This is a genomic window from Streptomyces inusitatus (genome assembly GCF_014651115.1).
GTDB lineage: Bacteria > Actinomycetota > Actinomycetes > Streptomycetales > Streptomycetaceae > Streptomyces > Streptomyces amakusaensis.
Map to the genome: position 1 here is coordinate 1 of NZ_BMWG01000006.1, position 20,057 is coordinate 20,057.

At 69.7% G+C, this 20,057-nt stretch carries 19 protein-coding genes; 10 read left to right on the top strand and 9 right to left on the bottom strand.

The window, feature by feature from the left end; all coding sequences use genetic code 11:
- Window positions 1–97: 97 nt before the first annotated feature.
- Window positions 98–862, bottom strand: coding sequence for a GntR family transcriptional regulator (locus tag IE247_RS12570; RefSeq protein WP_190123136.1), 765 nt, complete (start codon window positions 860–862; stop codon window positions 98–100).
- A gap of 303 nt (window positions 863–1,165) precedes the next feature.
- On the opposite strand from IE247_RS12570, the gene IE247_RS12575 reads away from it, so the two are divergent.
- The 5 genes from IE247_RS12575 (at window position 1,166) to IE247_RS12595 (ending at window position 7,226) form a co-directional block, all read left to right on the top strand.
- Window positions 1,166–2,473 carry an extracellular solute-binding protein gene (locus IE247_RS12575; protein WP_190123137.1) on the top strand — a complete coding sequence of 436 codons (1,308 nt, stop codon included), beginning with the start codon at window positions 1,166–1,168 and terminating at the stop codon, window positions 2,471–2,473.
- 110 nt (window positions 2,474–2,583) lie between these two features.
- Window positions 2,584–3,603: a carbohydrate ABC transporter permease gene (locus IE247_RS12580; RefSeq protein ID WP_190123138.1), complete on the top strand. Its 1,020-nt coding sequence runs from the start codon at window positions 2,584–2,586 to the stop codon at window positions 3,601–3,603.
- Between the two features lie 44 nt (window positions 3,604–3,647).
- Window positions 3,648–4,514, top strand: a complete 867-nt coding sequence (locus tag IE247_RS12585) for a carbohydrate ABC transporter permease (RefSeq protein ID WP_373305554.1) — start codon at window positions 3,648–3,650, stop codon at window positions 4,512–4,514.
- Window positions 4,515–4,523: 9 nt separating this feature from the next.
- Window positions 4,524–6,077, top strand: coding sequence for a glycoside hydrolase family 3 protein (locus tag IE247_RS12590; protein WP_190123139.1), 1,554 nt, complete (start codon window positions 4,524–4,526; stop codon window positions 6,075–6,077).
- 78 nt (window positions 6,078–6,155) lie between these two features.
- Window positions 6,156–7,226 carry an SIS domain-containing protein gene (locus tag IE247_RS12595; RefSeq protein WP_190123140.1) on the top strand — a complete coding sequence of 357 codons (1,071 nt, stop codon included), beginning with the start codon at window positions 6,156–6,158 and terminating at the stop codon, window positions 7,224–7,226.
- 13 nt (window positions 7,227–7,239) lie between these two features.
- On the opposite strand, the gene IE247_RS12600 is transcribed toward IE247_RS12595, so the two are convergent.
- Window positions 7,240–8,028: an SDR family oxidoreductase gene (locus tag IE247_RS12600; RefSeq protein WP_190123141.1), complete on the bottom strand. Its 789-nt coding sequence runs from the start codon at window positions 8,026–8,028 to the stop codon at window positions 7,240–7,242.
- Between the two features lie 80 nt (window positions 8,029–8,108).
- Between IE247_RS12600 and IE247_RS12605 the strand changes: the two genes are divergently transcribed.
- Complete coding sequence (locus IE247_RS12605) at window positions 8,109–8,723, top strand: TetR/AcrR family transcriptional regulator (RefSeq protein ID WP_190123142.1); 615 nt, start codon at window positions 8,109–8,111, stop codon at window positions 8,721–8,723.
- A gap of 333 nt (window positions 8,724–9,056) precedes the next feature.
- Window positions 9,057–10,547, top strand: coding sequence for a sensor histidine kinase (locus IE247_RS12610; protein WP_190123143.1), 1,491 nt, complete (start codon window positions 9,057–9,059; stop codon window positions 10,545–10,547).
- Window positions 10,548–10,773: 226 nt separating this feature from the next.
- Here IE247_RS12610 and IE247_RS12615 read toward each other — a convergent pair whose 3' ends face one another.
- Both IE247_RS12615 and IE247_RS12620 read right to left on the bottom strand, forming a co-directional pair.
- Complete coding sequence (locus IE247_RS12615; protein WP_003953983.1) at window positions 10,774–11,031, bottom strand: WhiB family transcriptional regulator; 258 nt, start codon at window positions 11,029–11,031, stop codon at window positions 10,774–10,776.
- Between the two features lie 316 nt (window positions 11,032–11,347).
- Entirely contained in the window at window positions 11,348–12,316 is a 969-nt protein-coding gene (locus IE247_RS12620) for a diacylglycerol/lipid kinase family protein (protein WP_190123144.1), read from the bottom strand.
- Between the two features lie 100 nt (window positions 12,317–12,416).
- On the opposite strand from IE247_RS12620, the gene IE247_RS12625 reads away from it, so the two are divergent.
- Window positions 12,417–12,833 carry a hypothetical protein gene (locus IE247_RS12625; RefSeq protein ID WP_190123145.1) on the top strand — a complete coding sequence of 139 codons (417 nt, stop codon included), beginning with the start codon at window positions 12,417–12,419 and terminating at the stop codon, window positions 12,831–12,833.
- Between the two features lie 77 nt (window positions 12,834–12,910).
- Here the strand turns inward: IE247_RS12625 and IE247_RS12630 are convergent, their stop codons facing one another.
- The 3 genes from IE247_RS12630 to IE247_RS12640 all read right to left on the bottom strand — a co-directional run bounded on the left by IE247_RS12630 (window position 12,911) and on the right by IE247_RS12640 (window position 15,001).
- Window positions 12,911–14,017 (bottom strand): RNA polymerase sigma factor SigF, encoded by a 1,107-nt coding sequence (locus tag IE247_RS12630; protein ID WP_229869077.1) that lies wholly within the window; start codon window positions 14,015–14,017, stop codon window positions 12,911–12,913.
- Complete coding sequence (locus tag IE247_RS12635; RefSeq protein WP_190123147.1) at window positions 13,906–14,319, bottom strand: ATP-binding protein; 414 nt, start codon at window positions 14,317–14,319, stop codon at window positions 13,906–13,908. Before IE247_RS12635 ends, IE247_RS12630 begins: the two co-directional genes overlap by 112 nt.
- Window positions 14,320–14,740: 421 nt before the next feature.
- Entirely contained in the window at window positions 14,741–15,001 is a 261-nt protein-coding gene (locus tag IE247_RS12640; protein WP_190123148.1) for a UBP-type zinc finger domain-containing protein, read from the bottom strand.
- Between the two features lie 84 nt (window positions 15,002–15,085).
- Here IE247_RS12640 and IE247_RS12645 point away from each other — a divergent pair, with 84 nt between their 5' ends.
- Window positions 15,086–16,696, top strand: a complete 1,611-nt coding sequence (locus IE247_RS12645; RefSeq protein ID WP_190123149.1) for a Na+/H+ antiporter — start codon at window positions 15,086–15,088, stop codon at window positions 16,694–16,696.
- Here the strand turns inward: IE247_RS12645 and IE247_RS12650 are convergent.
- Both IE247_RS12650 and IE247_RS12655 read right to left on the bottom strand, forming a co-directional pair.
- The gene (locus tag IE247_RS12650; RefSeq protein ID WP_190123150.1) at window positions 16,663–17,646 is read right to left on the bottom strand and encodes a 1-aminocyclopropane-1-carboxylate deaminase/D-cysteine desulfhydrase; all 984 of its coding nucleotides are present in this window, start codon (window positions 17,644–17,646) and stop codon (window positions 16,663–16,665) included. The genes IE247_RS12645 and IE247_RS12650 overlap by 34 nt on opposite strands.
- Window positions 17,647–17,719: 73 nt before the next feature.
- A complete protein-coding gene (locus IE247_RS12655) occupies window positions 17,720–18,310 on the bottom strand; it encodes an N-acetylmuramoyl-L-alanine amidase (protein WP_190123151.1) in 591 nt (196 codons plus the stop codon).
- A gap of 288 nt (window positions 18,311–18,598) precedes the next feature.
- Here IE247_RS12655 and IE247_RS12660 point away from each other — a divergent pair, with 288 nt between their 5' ends.
- Complete coding sequence (locus IE247_RS12660; RefSeq protein ID WP_190123152.1) at window positions 18,599–20,020, top strand: family 2B encapsulin nanocompartment shell protein; 1,422 nt, start codon at window positions 18,599–18,601, stop codon at window positions 20,018–20,020.
- Window positions 20,021–20,057 lie beyond the last annotated feature (37 nt).

Below are 20,057 nucleotides of genomic sequence, written 5' to 3' on the forward strand. Positions count from 1 at the left end.
CCCGGGGCGGGGCCCCGGCGGCCGGGCGGGGGGCGGGCCGGGGCGAGGGGGGGGCCCGCCCCCCGGGGGGGGGGGCCCGCCCGCCCCCTTCGGCCGGTCAGTGCGCGGGGCGCTTCAGACGGGCGACAAACTTGTAGCGGTCGCCCCGATAGACCGAGCGGACCCACTCCACGGGCTCGCCCCCGCCGTCCAGAGAATGGCGTGAAAGCATCAGCATCGGCAGCCCCACATCGGTCCCCAGCAGCCCCGCTTCACGCGGTGTCGCGAGTGAGGTCTCGATGGTCTCCTCGGCCTCGGCGAGATGGACTCCGTACACCTCCGCGAGCGCCGTGTAGAGAGAGGTGTACTTCACCAGGCTCCGGCGCAGCGCCGGAAAACGCTTCGCCGAGAGATGGGTCGTCTCGATCGCCATCGGCTCGCCGCTCGCCAGCCGGAGCCGCTCGATGCGCAACACCCGGCCGCCCGCCGAGATGTCCAGCAGTCCGGCCAGACTGTCGTCGGCCGTGACATAGCCGATGTCCAGCAGCTGAGAAGTGGGTTCCAGTCCCTGGGCTCTCATGTCCTCCGTGTACGAGGTCAGTTGGAGCGCCTGGGAGACCTTCGGCTTGGCCACGAACGTGCCTTTGCCCTGGATACGCTCCAGTCGGCCCTCGACTACCAGCTCCTGGAGCGCCTGGCGGACGGTCGTGCGCGAGGTGTCGAATTCGGCCGCGAGCGTGCGTTCCGGGGGCACGGGAGTCCCGGGCGGCATAGTCTCTGTCATGTCCAGAAGGTGGCGCTTGAGCCGGTAGTACTTGGGGACACGCGCGGTACGAGTCTGGGGCCCGCCCTCGGTCTCCGTACCCACCCCGTCCGTGGTCATTGCCCGCCTTCCCGACTCCTGCATTGCTGCCGTCACCGGCTCCTCCGTCTGTAGCGGCTCACATGGTGGCACGGTCCGGTCACGGGTCGTCGCCCTCCCTCAGGTGTCGGTCCTATAACGGACGCGACTGCCCTTCTTATACACCCTTGACACCCCTAAAGGTCTAGGCCAAGCTCCGGGTACTGGTCTAAACCATTAAAGACCAGGTCCCAGCCCCACGGGCAGACCGAAAAGCGCTGCTCTCTGCGTGTTGTGCGACTCCCGGGTGGTGGGGGGAAATCTGCATCCCTTGAGGAGGGTGGCGTGAAGCGCAAGCTCATAGCTGCGGTCGGTGTAGCGGTCATGATGGCTTCGGTTGCGGCCTGTAGCTCGGACTCCGGCACCAAAGCCGGTCAGGACCCGAAGGACCGTACGGGAACTCTCACCGTGTGGCTGATGAATGACGCTCAGTCCACTTGGCCTGAGGTCGTCAAGGCCGCGAACGACGAGTTCAAGAAGAAGTACCCGAAGGTCGACGTCAAGATTCAGTACCAGCTCTGGGCTGACAAGACGAAGAAGCTCGACGCCGCCCTCTCCGGTGACAAGTTCCCCGACGTGGTCGAGCTCGGCAACACCGAGACCATGACGTACATCCTCAACGAGGCCCTCGCCCCCATCAAGGACGAGAAGAAGTACGCCAACTCGGACACCTGGATCAAGGGTCTGAAGGACACCTGCACCTACGAGGGCACCCTTTACTGCGTGCCTTACTACGGTGGCGCCCGCGTCGGTATCTACAACGCGGAGATGTTCCAGAAGGGCGCGGGCGTCGACAAGATGCCGGCGACCGAGGCCGACCTCATCAAGGCCCTGGACAAGGTGCAGGCCAAGTACGGCAAGGACGACAAGGCGTTCTCCGCGCTGTACCTGCCGGGTCGTTACTGGTACGCGGCCATGTCCTACGTCTCCGCGTACGGCGGCCAGATCGCCAAGTACGACGAGGGCAGCAAGGAGTGGTCGAGCCAGCTCTCCACGCCGGAGGCCCAGAAGGGCATCCAGCACTTCGTCGACCTGGTCAAGAAGTACAACAAGGCCGACAAGACCAAGGACGAGCAGGACCACGCCAATGTGATGGCCAACGAGAAGACGGCTGTCCTCTACGGCAACGCGTGGGAGGCCGGCAGCGTCACCGACTCCGAGGGCAACGGCAACGGCGAGCTGAAGGGCAAGATCCACCCCGTGGTCATGCCCGGCCCCGAGGGCAAGCCGCTCCCGACCTTCATCGGTGGCTCGGACCTGGGTGTCATCTCCAAGTCCAAGCAGCAGGACCTGGGCGAGGACTGGATCTCGATCTACACGAACGAGAAGAACCAGGAAGCGCTCACCGCCAAGAACACGCTGCCGAACAACACCAAGCAGCTTGAGGTCCTGAAGACCAAGCCCGAGACCGCGCCGGCCGCCAACGCCGTCGAGGGCGCCTGGTTCACCCCGATCGCCCCCGGCTGGGCCGCGATCGAGAAGAAGGAGATCCTGGAGCAGATGCTGCTTCAGATCATCCGTGGAACCTCTGTCGCCGACGCCACGAAGAAGGCCGACGAGGAGATCAACGCCCTGATCAACGAGAAGTCCTGACCCTAGCGGTCTAGACCCTCTGATCTCCCCGGGGGTGATGGGGCCGCGCCACCGCGCGGCCCCATCACCCCCGCCTTCAGGTGAACAGTCCGAACGGAAGGCCACGCACGATGAGTGCCGCCGACATGCTCAAGACCCCCGGGGGACCGGACCCCCAAGCCTCCGACACCGCGGTGGCCGACAAGCGGCCAGCGGAAGTCCACGAACCCAAGACATCAGGGGGAGGCGGACGTCGGAGAAACAAGGGGGCGCTGCTGCCCTACTTCCTGATCGCCCCGACTGTCGTGGCGATTCTCGCGGTGTTCGTCTGGCCGCTGATCAAGACGACAATCATGTCCTTCCAGGACGTGGGCCGCACTGAGCTGTGGACCGGTGCGCCGGCCCCCTGGGTCGGCTTCGAGCAATTCACGGAAATCCTCGGGGATTCGGCCTTCTGGGACTCGGTCGTTCTGACCATTGTCTTCATGGCCATCTGCGTGGTCGCCACCCTGGCCATCGGTCTCGGAATCGCGCTCATGATGCAGCGCATGTCGGACTGGGCGCGGCTTATGATCACCGGCGCGCTGATCGCCGCCTGGTCCATTCCGCTGATGGTCCAGGCCTCGATCTTCCGCTGGCTCTCGGACTCCGACTACGGCGTCCTGAACATGGTCCTGACGAAGCACCTCGGCTTCGACTTCCAGGGCCACAACTGGTGGCTCGATTACAAGCAGGGCTTCCTCATCATCGGCGCGGTCGTCGTCTGGGGAGCCATTCCCTTTGTCGCGATCACGCTGTACGCGGCTCTCACCCAGGTTCCCAAGGAACTGGAAGAGGCCGCCGCGATCGACGGCGTCAACGCGTTCGGCAACTTCCGCTATGTGACCTTCCCGGTCATCAAGCCGGTCTTCCAGATGGTCGCCACGCTTTCGGTGATCTGGGACTTCAATGTGCTCGGCCAGGTCTGGCTGATGCGCGGAAGCAAGCCCGAGCCCGAATACGAAGTCATCGGCCTCTACGCCTTCAACAAGGCATTCGAGTCCAATTCCTTCAGCCAGGGCGCGGCCATCTCCCTGATCACCGTGCTTCTGCTGTCCGGTGTCGCCGTGTACTACCTGCGCCAGCTGCTCAAGATCGGAGAGGTCGATTGAGCGCCACCGCCTCCGCGCCGAAGACCGATACGCCCGTGACCACTGTGAAGTCCGTGCCCACCGGTAAGAAGAAGCCCTCGTCGGACCGTAAGAAGAAGAGCCGTTTCGTTTACAACGGAATCGGCGTCGTGGCCTTCGTGGTCATGATCTTCCCGGTGTACTGGCTCGTCGTCAGTGCCCTGCGGCCCAACAAGGAGATCCGCAGCTACGACCAGACGCTCTGGCCGTCGTCGTTCACGTTCGACAACTTCGCCCGTGCCATCGACTACGAGAACTTCGGCACCGCGATCAAGTCCAGCCTGATTGTCAGCTTCACCGCCGTCGTCGGCGCGATGATCATGGCCACCGTCGCCGCGTACGCGATCGGCCGCTTCCGTTTCTACGGTCGCCGGGCCTTCATGATCGTGCTGATCCTGGTGCAGCTGCTGCCGCCCACCGCGATGCTGATCCCCATCTACCTCCAGCTCAACGACTTCGGCGCGCTGAACGAGTACTGGGGCGTCATCGTCATCTACCTGGTCTCGACGCTCCCCTTCGCGACCTGGATGATCCGCGGCTTCGTGATCAACATCCCGAAGGAGCTGGAAGAGTCCGCGATGGTGGACGGGTGCACGCAGATGGGCGCCTTCTGGCGGATCATCTTCCCGCTGCTCGCCCCCGGCCTCGCCGCCGCCTCGATCTACTCGCTGATCAACGCGTGGAACGAGTACCTGCTCGCGTACATCGTCCTCCAGGACAACGACAAGTTCACGCTGAACGTCTGGCTGACGAACTTCACCACCGCCCGCGGCGTCGACTACGGCGCGCTGATGGCGGCGTCGACGATGATCGCGATCCCGGTCGTCATCTTCTTCATGTTCATCCAGAAGAAGATGGCCACGGGCCTCACCTCCGGCGCAGTGAAGGGATAAGGACCCTCCATGACCACCGTTGTACGAGGGTCCTCGGACACCCTCACCCGCGACGCGCTGACCGTCCTCCAGCCGGGCTTCGTCGGCACCACCGCGCCGGACTGGCTGCTCCGCCAGATCGGCGAGGGCCTCGCCGCGGTCGGACTGTTCGGCCGCAACATCGTCACCCCCGAGCAGCTCACCGCCCTCAACGCGCAGCTGCGCGCGGAGCGGGACGACGTCCTGGTCGCCATCGACGAGGAGGGAGGTGACGTCACCCGCCTGGAGGTGCGCGACGGCTCCTCCTTCCCCGGCAACTACGCGCTGGGCACGGTGGACGACACCGACCTCACCCGTGAGGTCGCCCAGGAGCTCGGCCGCAGGCTCGCCGCCTGCGGCGTCGACCTCAACTGGGCGCCGTCCGCCGATGTCAACGCCAATCCGGACAACCCGGTCATCGGCGTACGGTCCTTCGGCGCCGACGCCCGGCTGGTCGGCCGGCACACCATCGCGTACGTCGAGGGCATGCAGGCCGCCGGCGTCGCGGCGTGCATCAAGCACTTCCCCGGGCACGGCGACACCAATGTGGACTCGCACCACGCGCTGCCCCGGATCGATGTGGGCCTCGACACCCTGCACGCCCGTGATCTGCTGCCATTCCGCGAGGCGATCGCGGCCGGCCCCAAGGCCGTGATGAGCGCGCACATCCTGCTGCCCGCTCTCGACGCCGACCGTCCCGCCACGCTGAGCCCGCAGATTCTCAACGGGCTGCTCCGCGAGGAGCTGGGCTTCGACGGTCTGATCATCACCGACGGCATCGAGATGCAGGCCATCGCCTCGACGTACGGCATCGAGCGGGGCTCCGTCCTCGCCATCGCGGCCGGCATCGACGCGATCTGCGTCGGCGGCGGGCTCGCCGACGAGGGCACCGTGCTGTCCCTGCGGGACGCCCTGGTCAACGCGGTACGCAACGGAGATCTGCCCGAGGAGCGACTGGCCGAGGCGGCGGCGCGCGTGCGCTCCCTCGCCGAGTGGACCCGGCGGGCCAGGACGGCCGCGGCGGAGCCGGGCGCGGCACAGCAGGAGGGGAGCGCGCCCGGCACCGTCCGCTCCGACATCGGACTGATCGCCGCGCGCCGAGCGATCCGGGTCACGGCGGGCGAACTGCCCTACGAGCCCGTCACCGGCACGCCCTATGTCGCCTCGTTCGCCCCGGTGGCCAATATCGCCGTCGGCGCCGAGACCCCCTGGGGTGTCGCCCCGGAGCTGGCGAAGCTGCTCCCGGGCACCGTGGCCGACACCTACGGCGAGCCGGAGGCCGATGCGTCGGCCCTGGTGAGCGAGGTGCTGGCCAAGGCGGCAGACCGTAGGATCGTGGCAGTGGTACGCGATGTCCACCGCCACGCCTGGATGGCGGCGGCGCTGGAAGCGCTGATCGACGCCCGGCCCGACACGGTCGTGGTCGAGATGGGCGTGAACCGCGCGACGCCCAAGGGCGCGCTCCACATCGCGACCCACGGCGCCGCTCGCGTCTGCGGGCGGGCCGCCGCGGAGGTCATCACCGGCCAGGGCGCCGGGGCCTGACCGAAGCGGACCGTACGCGCCGGGGCGGGTCGCGGCTCGCCGCCCCGCCCCCGGCGCACGGAAAGCCCGGAGGCCAGCATGGACGCCACTCACCCGGCCGACCAGAGCGAACACCCCGGCCGGATCATGTCCGGCGAGATGGCGGAACAGCCCGAGGTACTGCGGCGCATCCTGGACAGGGGTGCGCCGCGGATCCATGAGACGGCCGCGCTGATCGCGGCGCGCCGGCCCCGGTTCGTGCTGCTGACGGCGCGCGGCACCTCCGACAACGCGGCCCTGTACGCGAAATACCTGCTGGAGATCCGGCTGGGGCTGCCCTGCGGGCTGACCTCCATGTCCACCACCACGGCCTACGGGGCCCGGCCCGATCTGCGGGACGTCCTCGTCATCACCGTCAGCCAGTCCGGCGGCTCGCCCGACCTGGTCGACTCCACCCGGGCCGCCCGCGCGGCGGGGGCGATCACGCTCGCGGTCACCAACAACCCGGACTCCCCGCTGGCGGCGGTCTCCGAGTTCCACATCGACATCCTCGCCGGCCCCGAGAAGGCCCTCCCGGCGACCAAGACGTACACCGCCTCCCTGCTGGCGCTCTACCTCCTCATCGAGGGACTGCGCGGCGCGGACGGCGCGGCGGCCCGGGCCCTGCCGGAGCTGGCGGAACGGATCCTGGACCGCCAGGACGAGGTGCGCCGCCTCGCCTCGCGCTACCGCTTCGCCGAGCGCATGGTCATCACCTCCCGGGGCTACGGCTACCCCACGGCGAAGGAGGCCGCCCTGAAGCTCATGGAGACGAGCTACATCCCGGCCCTGTCCTACTCCGGCGCCGATCTGCTCCACGGCCCGCTGGCGATGGTCGACAACATCTCCCCGGTCATCGCCGTCGTCACCGACGGCAAGGGTGGCGAAGCCCTCCAGCCCGTCCTCGACCGACTCCGCGGCCGAGGCGCCGACCTGGTGGTCATCGGCCCCTCCCGCCAGGTCGAGGCCGCCTCCGCGGGCTTCACCCTGCCCACCCAGGGTGTCCCCGAGGAGCTTCAGCCCGTCCTGGAGATCCTCCCCCTGCAACTCCTCGCCTACGAGGTCACCATCGCCCGCGGCCAGGACCCCGACGCCCCCCGAGCCCTGGCGAAGGTGACCGAGACCCGCTGAGACCCCGCCGCCCCTACGGCAGCGAACCGCCGGTCACATCGATCCAGGCCCCGGTGATCCACCGGGAGTCGTCGGACGCGAGGAAGGACACCACGTCCGCGACCTCCCGCGGTTCGCCCACCCGGCCGAGTGCGGCGTGGGCCGCCGCGGCCGCCCACGCCTCGTCGCTCGCGCGCAGCATGGCCGAGGTCCCGTCCGTGTCGATGATGCCCGGGGCCACCGAGTTGACGGTGATGCCGCGCGGGCCCAGGGTCTTGGACAGATCCCGGGTGAAGACATCCAGCGCTCCCTTGGTCATGGCGTACGCGATCAGCTCCGGCATCACCGCCGCACGGGAGAGCCCGGAGGACACATTGATGATCCTGCCGCCGTCCCGCAGTCTGGACAGACCCTCTTGGGCCAGGAAGAACGGCGCTTTCGTATTGACCGCGAAGAGCCGTTCGTACTCCTGCTCCGAGATCTCGGCGAACGGCGCGGCCGTGCCTATCCCCGCGTTGTTGACCAGGATGTCGAGCCCCGCGCCGTCCGTGAGCCGGTCGAACTCCGCCCACAGCGCCGCCGCGTCGCCCGGCCCGCCCAGCTCCTGGCGGAGAGGGAAGGCCGAGCCGCCGGCCGACTCGATCGCCGCCACCGTCTTCCGCGCCGCCTCCTCGTCGCCGCCGTAGTGCACGGCGACCCGGGCGCCGTCCCGCGCCAGCCGCTCCGACACCCCCCGCCCGATGCCCCGGCCGCCGCCGGTGACCAGCGCCGTACGCCCCGCGAGCTTCCCGGACCTCTGTTCTGTCGCTCCAAGCGCGCCCATGGCCGCGCCCCCCTTTACCTAGCGGTCGCTACAGAAAGGACCGTATCAGATTATCTAGTGGGCGCTATAGAATGACGGCCATGGCGACGAGACAGCGCGGCCGCCCCCGCTCCTTCGACCGTGAGAAGGCCCTCCACGAGGCCACGATGGCGTTCTGGGAGCACGGCTACGAGGCGACGTCCATCGCCGACCTCACCCGGGTGATGGGCATCGGCGCACCCAGCCTGTACGCGGCCTTCGGCGACAAGAAGGCGCTGTTCGGCGAGGTGGTGGAGAGCTATGCGGGCCGCTACGGCGACTTCGGGCGCCGGGCGCTGGCCGAGGAGGGCACGGCGCGTGCCGCCATCGGGCGGCTGCTCGGCGAGGCGGCCGTGGAGTACACGGATCCGGAGCACCCCAGGGGCTGTCTGATGATCAGCGCGGCGGCCAACTGCACGGCCGCCGATGTGCGGGCCGCCCTGCGGGAGCGCCGCGAGGCCGGTCTGGCCGCGTTCGAGAGCAGGATCGGCGCGGATGTCGCGTCAGGGGCGCTGCCGCCGGGCACGGACGCGCGGACGCTGGCCCGGTACGCCGGGGCGGTGCTTCAGGGGATGTCCCAGCAGGCCAGGGACGGGGCGTCGGCCGATGAGCTGGCCAAGGTGGTGGAGGTGGCGATGCGGGCGTGGCCGGACAGACCCGCGGGCCGCGGCGCCTGACGGGACCCTCAACCCGTCCGGCACCGCAGCCCGGAGTGCTCCGGCCGGCGAGTGTGCGGGCCCGCGCGGCCGTGGAGAGGTCCAAGCGCAGTCAGGGCAGAGAGCGCAGGGGCCTCGTTCCACTCTCCTGTGCGGGGAGAGCGGAAGTTTCGCTTGCCCATTCATTGTGGACTAGACCATTCGCGGATGTCCATGGATCGGCGGGGATTGCTTGGGACCGCGGCCCTCCGGCCCCCGGCGCGCCCCCTGTTCACCCCGTCCCCGCTCCGCCTTCGCCCCAGTCCGCCCGGCCGCCCGACGCCTTCCGCGCGGGCCACGGGTACGCTCGCACACGTGCCCTCCATGAACGACCTCGTACGCCAGCACACCGCTCTCAGTGATTCCGACCTGGAGTGGCTCCATCTGCTGGTCTCGGAGTGGCAGCTGCTCTCCGACCTGTCCTTCGCCGATCTCGTCCTGTGGGTCCCCACCCACGACGGGACCCGCTATGTCTCCGTGGCGCAGATGCGGCCCAACACCGGCCCCACCTCCTACCAGGACGACATGGTCGGCCATCTCGTCCCGCGCGGCCGCCGCCCGCTGCTCGACGCCGCCCTCGACGAGGGCCGTATCGTGCGCGAGGGCGATCCGGAGTGGCGCGAGGAGGTCCCCGTACGGGTCGAGTCGATCCCGGTGCGCCGGGAGGGCCGGGTCCTCGGGGTCATCGCCCGCAACACCAATCTGCTGACCGTGCGGACCCCGTCGCGGCTGGAGCTGACCTATCTCCAGTCGGCCTCCGACCTGGCGCAGATGATCGCCGCGGGCTCCTTCCCCTTCCCCGGCCAGCAGGTCGACATGGACGCGGCCCCGCGCGTCGGCGACGGGCTGATCAGGCTCGACGCCGACGGCATCGTCCAGTACGCCAGTCCCAACGCGCTCTCCGCCTACCACCGGCTCGGCCTCGCCTCCGACCTCGTCGGCCACCACCTCGGACAGGTGACCGCAGAACTCGCGCCCGCCCGCGGCCCGGTGGACGAGGCCATGGTCAAACTCGCCAGCGGCTACGCGCCGCGCGAGGCCGAGGTCGAGGGCAACGGCGGGGTGATCCAGCTGCGCGCCATTCCGCTCAAGCCCAAGGGCGTCCGGATCGGCTCCCTGGTGCTGCTGCGCGACGTCACCGAACTGCGCCGCCGCGAGCGAGAATTGATCACCAAGGACGCCACCATCCGGGAGATCCACCACCGGGTGAAGAACAACCTCCAGACGGTCGCCGCGCTGCTGCGGCTCCAGTCCCGCCGGATGGACTCGGCGAGCGGCCGGGAGGCCCTCAACGAGGCCGTGCGCCGGGTCGGCTCGATCGCCATCGTGCACGAGACCCTCTCGCAGAATCTGGACGAGCGGGTCGAGTTCGACGAGATCGCCGACCGGGTCATCGCGATGGTCGCCGAGATCTCCCCCGGCAAGGTCGAGTGCCGTCGCACCGGCCGCTTCGGCATCCTCGACGCCGAGGTCGCCACCCCGCTCTCCATGGTGCTCACCGAGGTCCTCCAGAACGCCCTGGAGCACGCCTTCCCGTCGGGGGAGCGCGGCTCGGTCGAGGTGTCGGCGGTACGGAGCGAGTGGCGCGGCGACGAACGCGTCAGCCGGCTGCTCATCACGGTCCAGGACGACGGCCGGGGACTGCCCGAGGGCTTTGACGCCCAGCGCGCCGGAAATCTCGGTCTGCAGATCGTACGGACCCTGGTGGAAGGGGAGTTGGGCGGAACGTTCGACATGCTCCCGGTTTCCGAGCCGGATCGCGGCACCCGGGTCGTACTCGATATCCCGGTACCTGCCCAGAAGTAATTCCGGAGCGGATTGAGCACTGTTTCGGAGCGTATTCACGGCGATACGCCGATGAGTCCGTGTCCGTGTATCCGTGCGTCCGTGTACAGCAGCGAGCCCCGGACCTGGAATGCGGTCCGGGGCTCGAATGCTGTTTGGTTACTGCTGCGCGCTGCGGCTCGTGGGCGGTGAGTGCGTACTCGCTGTACGCGCCGCCGGATGCTCAAGGCTCGCTGCGGTGGCTCTCTCAGGCGCTGGCGTTACGCGCCCGGTTGCGAGCGGCACGGCGCTTCATCGCGCGGCGCTCGTCCTCGCTGAGGCCACCCCAGACGCCGGAGTCCTGGCCGGACTCAAGCGCCCACTGCAGGCACTGCTCCATGACGGGGCAGCGACGGCAGACGGCCTTGGCTTCCTCGATCTGCAGCAGCGCAGGACCGGTGTTGCCGATGGGGAAGAAGAGCTCGGGGTCTTCCTCGCGGCAAACGGCGTTGTGACGCCAGTCCATGGCTGCTACCTCTCCTTGGTATGACTTGCAAGTTGCTTGTGAATGTGAACGCTTTCACGAATCCCCCCGCAACGGAAGGGCCGACCATCGATCATGCCGAGGTGGTCCAGGGTTTGGGGAGGGGTTCCGGTGATCTGCGGGCCGATTCTGCGGGCCGTCCCGATCGCCATGAAGAGACTCGCAAACCTCGGCGACGGATACAACCCCTTCCGGGAAGTTTTTTTTGATTCCTCGGTGTCGACTAGGTCACAGCCGTCATTCTATGGGGTGGAGCCCAGTCCGTACGTTCGAGATAAAGGCCGTTTGAGCCTTCTACTCACACAATCACACGCAGTGCACGGCGTACGCCTGTGAACGTCACGCTCGTACGGAGTCCCAGGTGGTCACCGTCCATCTGAAAAGGCAGTGGAACCTTTGAATTCAAGGTGAAGTCGGTGAGGTCATGGAGAGTAATCGCGTGCTTGCCGTGCGGTCCCCGTTCGGGGCTGGACGTCAACAGCTGAGTGCCGAAGCGCGCCACCGCCGGCGTCGAGAGCCGGGAGAGCCCGAGCACGTCGAGGCCCGTGTCGAAGGAGGCCTTGGGCGAGGCGTACAGCGGGCGATTGCCCAGGAAGGTCCACGGCGAGGTGTTCGCGACTATGGAGACCACCAGATCGGTGACCGGGGCCTGCCCGGGGCGCTCCAGTGTGATCATCCCGTGTCTGCGGTGCGGGTCCTCCAGGAACTGCCGCAGCACCTGACGCACATAGAGCGCGTGCGTCGAGCGCTTGCCGCGCTCCCGCTGCTGCTCGACCCGGCCGATCACGCTCGCGTCGAAGCCGACCCCGGCGGTGAAGGTGAACCAGCGGGACGGGACCCCTTCGTCCTCGGTGCCCGGAGTGCCGGAGGCGAGGCCGAGCCCCACCGTCCGCTCGCTCTGCTCGCTCAGCGCGTCCAGAATCGCGCCGGTGGCCTCCACGGCGTCGTTCGGCAGCCCCAGGGCGCGGGCGAAGACATTGGTCGAACCGCCGGGCACCACGGCGAGCCGGGGCAGCCGCTCGGGGTCGGGACCGCTGTGGAGTAGACCATTGACGACTTCATTGACGGTGCCGTCGCCGCCGAGGGCGACCACGAGGTCGATCTCCCCGGACTCGGCCGCCCGGCGCGCCAGGTCCCGGCCGTGGCCCCGGTACTCGGTGGTGACGGCCTCCAGCTTCATCTCGCTGGCGAGCGCGTGGATCAGCACATCACGGGTGCGTGCACTGGTGGTGGTTGCTGCCGGGTTGACCACGAGGAGTGCGCGCATGCGTTGCAGCGTACCTACCCGGGGGTACCCGGCCCAGCCCCGGGTGCCGGGCCGGACCCTGCTCCGGCCCCCGGATCCGGGCGGCGGCTACCCTTCTCGGGTGAGCGAAGACCAGACCCCGCGCCCTGCCCGCCTGACCGCCGCGGCGGCGGTGTCCGGCCTGGAAGGCCTGGCACTGGTCGTCTACGGCGTCTACATGCTGGTCATGGGAGTGCTGGGCCGACCCGAGAATCCCACCCAGGCGGAGATGGGCGGAGTGACGCTGATCGCACTCGGCGTCCTCCCGCTGGCCGCCGCGCGCGGACTGCTGCTGCGGCGGAGCTGGAGCCGGGGACCGGCGCTGATCACCCATCTCATGGCGCTGATCCCGGCGTGGACGCTGCTGCGCGCGTCCGGCGGGATGATCCCGCTGGGCATGCTGGTCGCGGCCGTCGCCGTCTCCGGCCTGGTGCTGCTGGTCAACCCGACCACGACCCAGGCCCTCGACATCCGGGGCCCGGGCGCCCGCGACGCGTAGCCGAGGGCTTCAGGGGGTGGGGGACGGTGTCCCGCCACCCCCTCCCGTATTTCCCCGCCGGAGGACCGGAGGGCGGCCTACTCCTCCACCAGCAGCTTCTCCCGAAGCTGCGCCAGAGTGCGGGCCAGCAGCCGGGAGACGTGCATCTGGGAGATGCCGACCTCCTGCGCGATCTGCGACTGGGTCATATTGCCGAAGAACCGCAGCAGCAGAATGCGCTTCTCGCGCGGCGGCAGATCCTCCAGCAGCGGTTTCAGCGACTCCCGGTACTCGACGCCCTCCAGCGCCTCGTCCTCGGAGCCCAGGGTGTCCGCGACGGCGGGCGACTCGTCGTCCGTGTCGGGGACGTCCAGGGAGAGTGTGGAGTAGGCATTGGCCGATTCCAGACCCTCCAGCACCTCCTCCTCGGAGATGCCCAGCCGCTCGGCCAGCTCGTGCACCGTGGGCGAGCGGCCGTGCTGCTGGGAGAGCTCCGCCGTCGCCGTGGTCAGCGACAGCCGCAGCTCCTGGAGCCGGCGGGGCACCCGGACCGCCCAGCCCTTGTCCCGGAAGTGCCGCTTGATCTCGCCGACCACCGTCGGGGTGGCATAGGTCGAGAACTCGACGCCCCGCTCCGGGTCGAACCGGTCCACCGACTTGATCAGACCGATCGTCGCGACCTGCGTCAGATCGTCCAGCGGCTCGCCGCGGTTGCGGAACCGCCGCGCCAGATGCTCGACCAGCGGCAGATGCATCCGCACCAGCCGGTTCCGCAGCTCGGCCCGCTCCACGGAGCCGTCGGGCAGCTCGCGCAGCTCGATGAAGAGCGCCCGTGCCCCGCTGCGGTCCTGCGGATGGTGCTGCTGCTGTTCATGGACATGCTCGGTCATATGGCCCGCCTTCCCCAAGGGCTCCGCCTGGGCGGGGGCATCCCCGCTGGAGCCGGGGGACGTGCCCCCGGCCCGCGCCTGGTCGGCCGCGGCCGCCGCGGCCCCCGGGCCCGCGGGCCCGTCCTCCGGATGCGGTCGGGCGTGCTGCTCCGGGAAGCCGTGCAGCGAGGGAGGCTCGTCGCGCACCGGACCGTCCTCGCTTCTCACGCCGGACCGGGTCCCGCGCCGCGCTTCTTGTACAGGCTGATGGAGACCGTGCGGTCCTCGGCGACCGATGAGTCGACCATGCCCGCCAGCGCGGAGAGCACCGTCCATGCGAAGGTGTCGCGCTCCGGGGCCCGCCCGTCGGTCGTCGGCGCGGAGACCGTGACCTCCAGCGAGTCGTCGATCAGCCGGAAGACACAGCTGAGTACGGAGCCGGGGACCGCCTGCTGGAGCAGGATCGCGCACGCCTCGTCGACCGCGATCCGCAGATCCTCGATCTCGTCAAGGGTGAAGTCCAATCGTGCCGCGAGTCCGGCCGTGGCCGTACGCAACACCGACAGATAGGCACCCGCAGCGGGCAGCCGGACTTCCACGAAGTCCTGGGTCCCGGGCTCGCCTGCGATCTGGGACACCCTCACCTCCAAGGTGACACAAGCTCTTTCCGGGCCACGGGAGAAAGATCCCGAAGCCGTCGCTACGCAGTCCGTACGTAGCCGGTACTGGCTCGGCGACGCTATCGCGATCCATGGTGCGCTGTCGCCGGGCCCCCACCCCTCAGCCCCTGTCACTCATGGTAAGCATATGAACACATGCAGTGGCTAGAGGTGCGCGGGATCCAATTGCGCGGAAGGGGTGGATGGTTGACGTACCCACGCTTCAGACGGACGAACCGCCGCCCGGGTTCCCGACCTGCCGAAGCTCTTCGCCGCGCCGGGGTGTCCCGGACGGCTCCCGGGGTCGTACGTCCGTCCGCCGGGCGGGCCGCGGCCACCCCGTACGAGGGCTCCGTCGTACGAGGGTCCCGCCGTACGGGACCCCGCCGTACGGGGGTCGTCAGACGAGGGCCCCGTCCGCGAAGCACCAGCGCCAGCTCTCGCCCGGCTCGAAGCTCCGCATCACCGGATGCCCGGTCTCGGTGAAGTGCGCGCTCGCGTGCCGCAGCGGCGAGGAGTCGCAGCACCCCACATGGCCGCAGACCAGGCAGAGCCGCAGATGCACCGGCTGCACCCCGGCGGCCAGGCACTCGGGGCAGGTCTCGCTCAACGGGGCCGGCTCCGGGCGGGGCAGCTCGGCCACATGCGGACACTCGCTCATGATGGCCAGGGTACGGCGCGAACGGCGCGCCTTCCCGTCGGCGTACGCCACCCGGCGACGGGTAAGAGCCCCTGAGGACGGCGCATGGAAGCACTGTCACTGGTCGCGCTGATCGCGGGCAGCGCCGCGGTCGCCGGAGCGGCCCGCAGAACCCCCGTGCCCGCGCCGCTGCTCCTGGTGACCGCCGGGCTGATCGCCGCGTACATCCCCGGCGTGCCCGACTACACCCTCGATCCGCACATCGTGCTGCCGCTGGTGCTGCCGCCGCTGCTGCACATGGCCGCGCTCGACAGCTCGTACCTCGATCTGCGGGCCAACGCGCGCCCCGTCGCCCTGCTCTCGGTGGGCTACACCCTCTTCGCGACCGTCGCCGTCGGCTGGCTCGCCCACCTCCTGATCCCCGCGCTGCCGCTCACCGCCGCCCTGGTGCTCGGCGCGGTCGTCGCGCCGCCGGACGCCGTCGCCGCCACCGCGATCGCCCGCAGACTGGGGCTGCCGTCCAGAATCACCACCATCCTCCAGGGCGAGTCCCTGGTGAACGACGCCACCGCGATCACCGCCTACCGGGTGGCGGTCGCCGCCGCCGTCGGCGAGGCCGCGAGCTGGGGTCAGGGCATCGCCGAATTCGCCCTCGCCGCGCTCGGCGGCGTGGGCGTCGGACTGCTGCTGATGGTCCCCATCCACTGGCTCCGCACCCATCTCGGCGAGCCGCTGCTCCAGAACACCCTCTCGCTGCTCATCCCCTTCGTCGCCTACGCCGCCGCCGAGCAGTTCCACGCCTCCGGAGTGCTCGCCGTGGTCGTCGTCGGGCTCTATCTCGGCCACCGCCGCTGGCAGGTCGACTTCGCCACCCGGCTCCAGGAGGAGGCCGTCTGGCGCATGGTCGCCTTCATCCTGGAATCCACCGTCTTCGCGCTGATCGGCCTCCAGCTCCCGTACGTCCTCGAAGGGCTCGGGGCGTACGGGGTGGGCGAGGCCCTCGCGTACGGACTCGCGGTCTTCTTCCTGGTGGTCGCGGTGCGTTACGTCTGGGTCTTCCCGGCCACCTTTCTGCCGCGCCGGCTCTCCGCGCGCATCAGGGAGCGGGAGCCCGCCGTCGACTGGCGGGCCCCGGTGATCGTGGGCTGGGCCGGGATGCGCGGGGTGGTCTCGCTGGCCATCGCCTTCTCCATCCCGCTGACCACCGCCGGCGGGGCCCCTTTCCCGGCCCGGAATCTGATCCTCTTCCTGACCTTCACCACCGTGATCGGGACCCTGGTGGTACAGGGACTCACCCTCCCCGCGCTGATCAGAGCGCTGAAACTGCCCCCGCCCGACGCCCGTGCGCAGACCCTCGCCGAGGCCCAGGCCCAGAGCGAGGCGTCCGCCGCCGCCGACCGCCGGCTGGACGAACTGCTCACCGACGAGCGCAACGCCCTCCCGCAGCCGCTCCAGGACCGGCTGCGCACCGTCATGGAGCGGCGGCGCAACGCCGTCTGGGAGCGGCTCGGGGCGGTCAACGAGATCACCGGGGAATCGGCGGACGCCACCTATCGGCGGCTCGCCGGGGAGATGATCGAGACGGAGAGATCCGTCTTCGTCGACCTCCGCGACCGCCGCCGGATCGACGACGAGATGCTGCGCACCCTGCTGCGCCGGCTGGACCTGGAGGAGGCCGCCGCCTACCGCGACGAGGAGGACGGGGCGTCGGGCTGACCGGCGGGCTCCGGCCGATCGCTGGTCCCCGGCCGATCGGCCGGCTCCGGCCGGCCGGTGATGACGGCGGCCACGGTGGTGCCGGGGGCGAACGCGCCCTCGGCCGCCAGAGCGGTCAGGCCGAAGAGCATTTTGGCGACATATATACGTTCCAGGGCCAGCCCGTGGCGGGCCTCGAACCCCTCAGCGAAACGGGTGAGTTCTGGGGTTGTACGGGCGTATCCGCCGAAATGGAAGCGTTCGTCCAGTGACCAGTCGCCGGTGCGCCCGCCGAACGCCGCCAGCTGGAGGCGCTCCGTCTCGGCGGCGAGGAAGCCGCCCCTGAGGACGGGGAAACCCAGGGCGCGCGCGCCCGGCGGGAGGCCCGCCGCCAGTCCGGCGAGGGTCCCGGCGGTGCCGCAGGCGACGGCGGCCACATCGGCGGTCCCGTCGAGTTCCCGGCCGAGGTCGGCGCAGCCCCGCGCGGCGAGGGCGTTGCTGCCGCCCTCGGGTATCACCTGGACGTCGCCGTCCTGGGCGCTCTCGGCGAGGATGCGCGCCAGCACCTCCGGGTCGTCCTTGCGCCGGTAGGTCGCCCGGTCCACGAACACCAGCCGCATGCCGTCCGCCGCGCAGCGGGCCAGGGAGGGGTTCAGCGGGCGTCCGGCCAGTTCGTCGCCGCGTACGACACCGGTGGTCCGGCAGCCCAGCAGCCGTCCGGCGGCGGCCGTCGCCCGCAGATGGTTGGAGTACGCGCCGCCGAAGGTGAGCAGGGGGCGGCCCGCGGCCGCCCGGAGATTGGGCGCGAGTTTCCGCCATTTGTTGCCGGGCAGATCCGGGTGGATCAGATCGTCGCGCTTGAGCAGCAGCCGTATGCCCCGGCTGGTGAAGGGCTCGTCCTCGACCGGCTGGACCGGGGACGGCAGCCGGGGCCGCAGGGCGGCTTCGAGGTCGGGCGCTTCGGGGGGCACGCCCTCATTGTCACCCGCGCCCACCTGCGGCGACAGCCGGAGGCGGGGCGGCGGGCGATGGGCGGCGGCGGGGTTACTTGAGGCGCTCGTGGACACGCTCGCGCAGAGAGTCCATGGTGAAGCCGAGCGGGTCGATCTTGCCCGGCTGCCACTCCTTGTGGCCGATGACGGAGCGGGACGTCCATCCGTGGTGCCGGCAGACCGCGGCCGAGGCGCGCTCGATCGCCTCCAGCTGGACGGCCGGCCAGGGGTCGTGGCCGTTGCCGAGGTTGACGCACTCGAAACCGTAGAAGTGCCGGTTGCCGTCGGTGTTCGCCTGGTTGTCGGTCGGCAGCGTCCGTTCGGCGATGACGGCGCTCAGGACGTCTCCGTCGCCCAGGCCCGCGTGGTTGGCGCGGCCGTAGCCGATCAGATGGACGGTGCCGTCCTTGGCGATGACTCCGTGGCAGAGCGGCCCCGGGAGATCGATGCGGCCGTCGCGGCAGAGCGCGACGCTGTTCGCCGTTCCCTGGGTCACGGTGTGGTGGATCATCACACCGTGCACCGGCCCCCAGGGGCCCTTGCTGTTGCGGTTGTGATCGCGCCAGTCGCCTACCTCGACGACTGTCAGGCCTTCGCCGCGCAGTGCGTCGAGAAAGCTCTTCGCGGACATGGGTGAGGACATGGCCGGCTCCCTGAGGTGCGAGGAGTGTGCACGGAATGTTCCGTACTGTGCATTTACAGCTTTTACTCCAACTCCTGGGCCAGGGCTACGCGTTCGGCCGCTGTGCGATCCGATTCAGTCATCTCGCCCGTTCGTTCAGAATTCTGCCGGGGCTGCCCCGCCGTGCTGAAAGTAATCCCACTCATTTGTGTAATGGTGCTAGGACTCTCCGTGCTGAAAGGCTTCTTCTTGCAGGCCGGCAACGAACAAAAGGCCTGTTCTTCAAACGCATGATCGAGAGGAAGTCCCATGTCGATTGGTTCGGTTGGCGCAGTCGGCGGCGAGCTGCATGAGCAGCGGCCGGCGCAACAGAGCCTCGGCACAGCCGCCGCGCGCAATTTGGCCACCACCACCAAGTCCGTCCCGCAGATGCAGGAGATCACCTCGCGGTGGCTGCTGCGGATGCTCCCATGGGTGCAGGTCGAAGGCGGCGCCTACCGGGTGAACCGCAGGCTGACCTACACGGTGGGCGACGGCCGGGTGACCTTCGTCCAGACCGGCGACCGGGTCGCGGTCGTCCCCGCCGAGCTGGGGGAGCTGCCCGCCCTGCGCGGATTCGAGGACGAGGCGGCCCTCGCCGAGCTGGCGAACCGCTGTGAGCAGCGGACGTACGAGGCGGGCCGGCCGCTCGCCGAGGCGGGCACCCCGGCCGACCGGGTCATCCTGCTGGCCCACGGCAGGGTGGAACAGATCGGCGAGGGGCCCTACGGCGACGAGACCGTGGTCGACGTCCTCGCCGACGGGGCCTATCTGGGCGAGGCGTCCCTCACCGACGCCGACGCCGTCTGGCAGTACACCGCCCGCGCCGCCACCGCCTGTACGGTCCTCGTGCTGACCAGGGACGACGTACTGAATCTCGCGGACCGCGCGGAGTCGCTCCGCAGCCATCTCGCCGGGTTCGCCGCGCTGCCCGCGCAGCGGACCAACACATACGGCGAGGCCGCGATCGACCTGTCGGCGGGCCATGTCGGCGAGGCGGTCGTCCCGCACACCTTCGTCGACTACGACCTCTCCCCGCGCGAGTACGAACTGAGCGTCGCCCAGACCGTGCTGAAGATCCACAGCCGGGTCGCCGACCTCTACAACCAGCCGATGAACCAGACCGAGCAGCAGCTCCGGCTCACCGTCGAGGCGCTCCGCGAGCGCCAGGAGGACGAGCTGGTCAACAACCGGGAGTTTGGACTCCTGGCCAACTGCGACTACTCGCAGCGCCTCCAGCCGCACGACGGCGCGCCCACCCCCGACGACCTGGACGAGCTCCTCTCGCGGCGGCGCGGTTCCAAGCTGTTCCTGGCCCATCCGAAGGCGATCGCCGCGTTCGGCCGCGAGTGCAACCGGCGCGGGCTGGTCCCCGGCACCGTGGAGGTCGGCGGCAGCCAGGTGCCGGCCTGGCGCGGCGTGCCGATCTTCCCCTGCTCCAAGATCCCCATCACCGCGGCCCGGACCACGTCCATCATCTGCATGCGCACCGGCGAGGCCGACCAGGGCGTCATCGGCCTCCAGCAGGCGGGCATCCCGGACGAGATCGAGCCGAGCCTGTCGGTGCGCTTCATGGGCATCAACGAGCAGGCGATCATCTCCTACCTGGTCACGGCCTACTACTCGGCGGCCGTGCTGGTCCCCGACGCACTCGGAGTGCTGGAGAACGTCGAGGTGGGCCGCCGGGGGTGAGCCGACCGCGGCGGCGCGGCCCGCTCCCCCGGGCGGC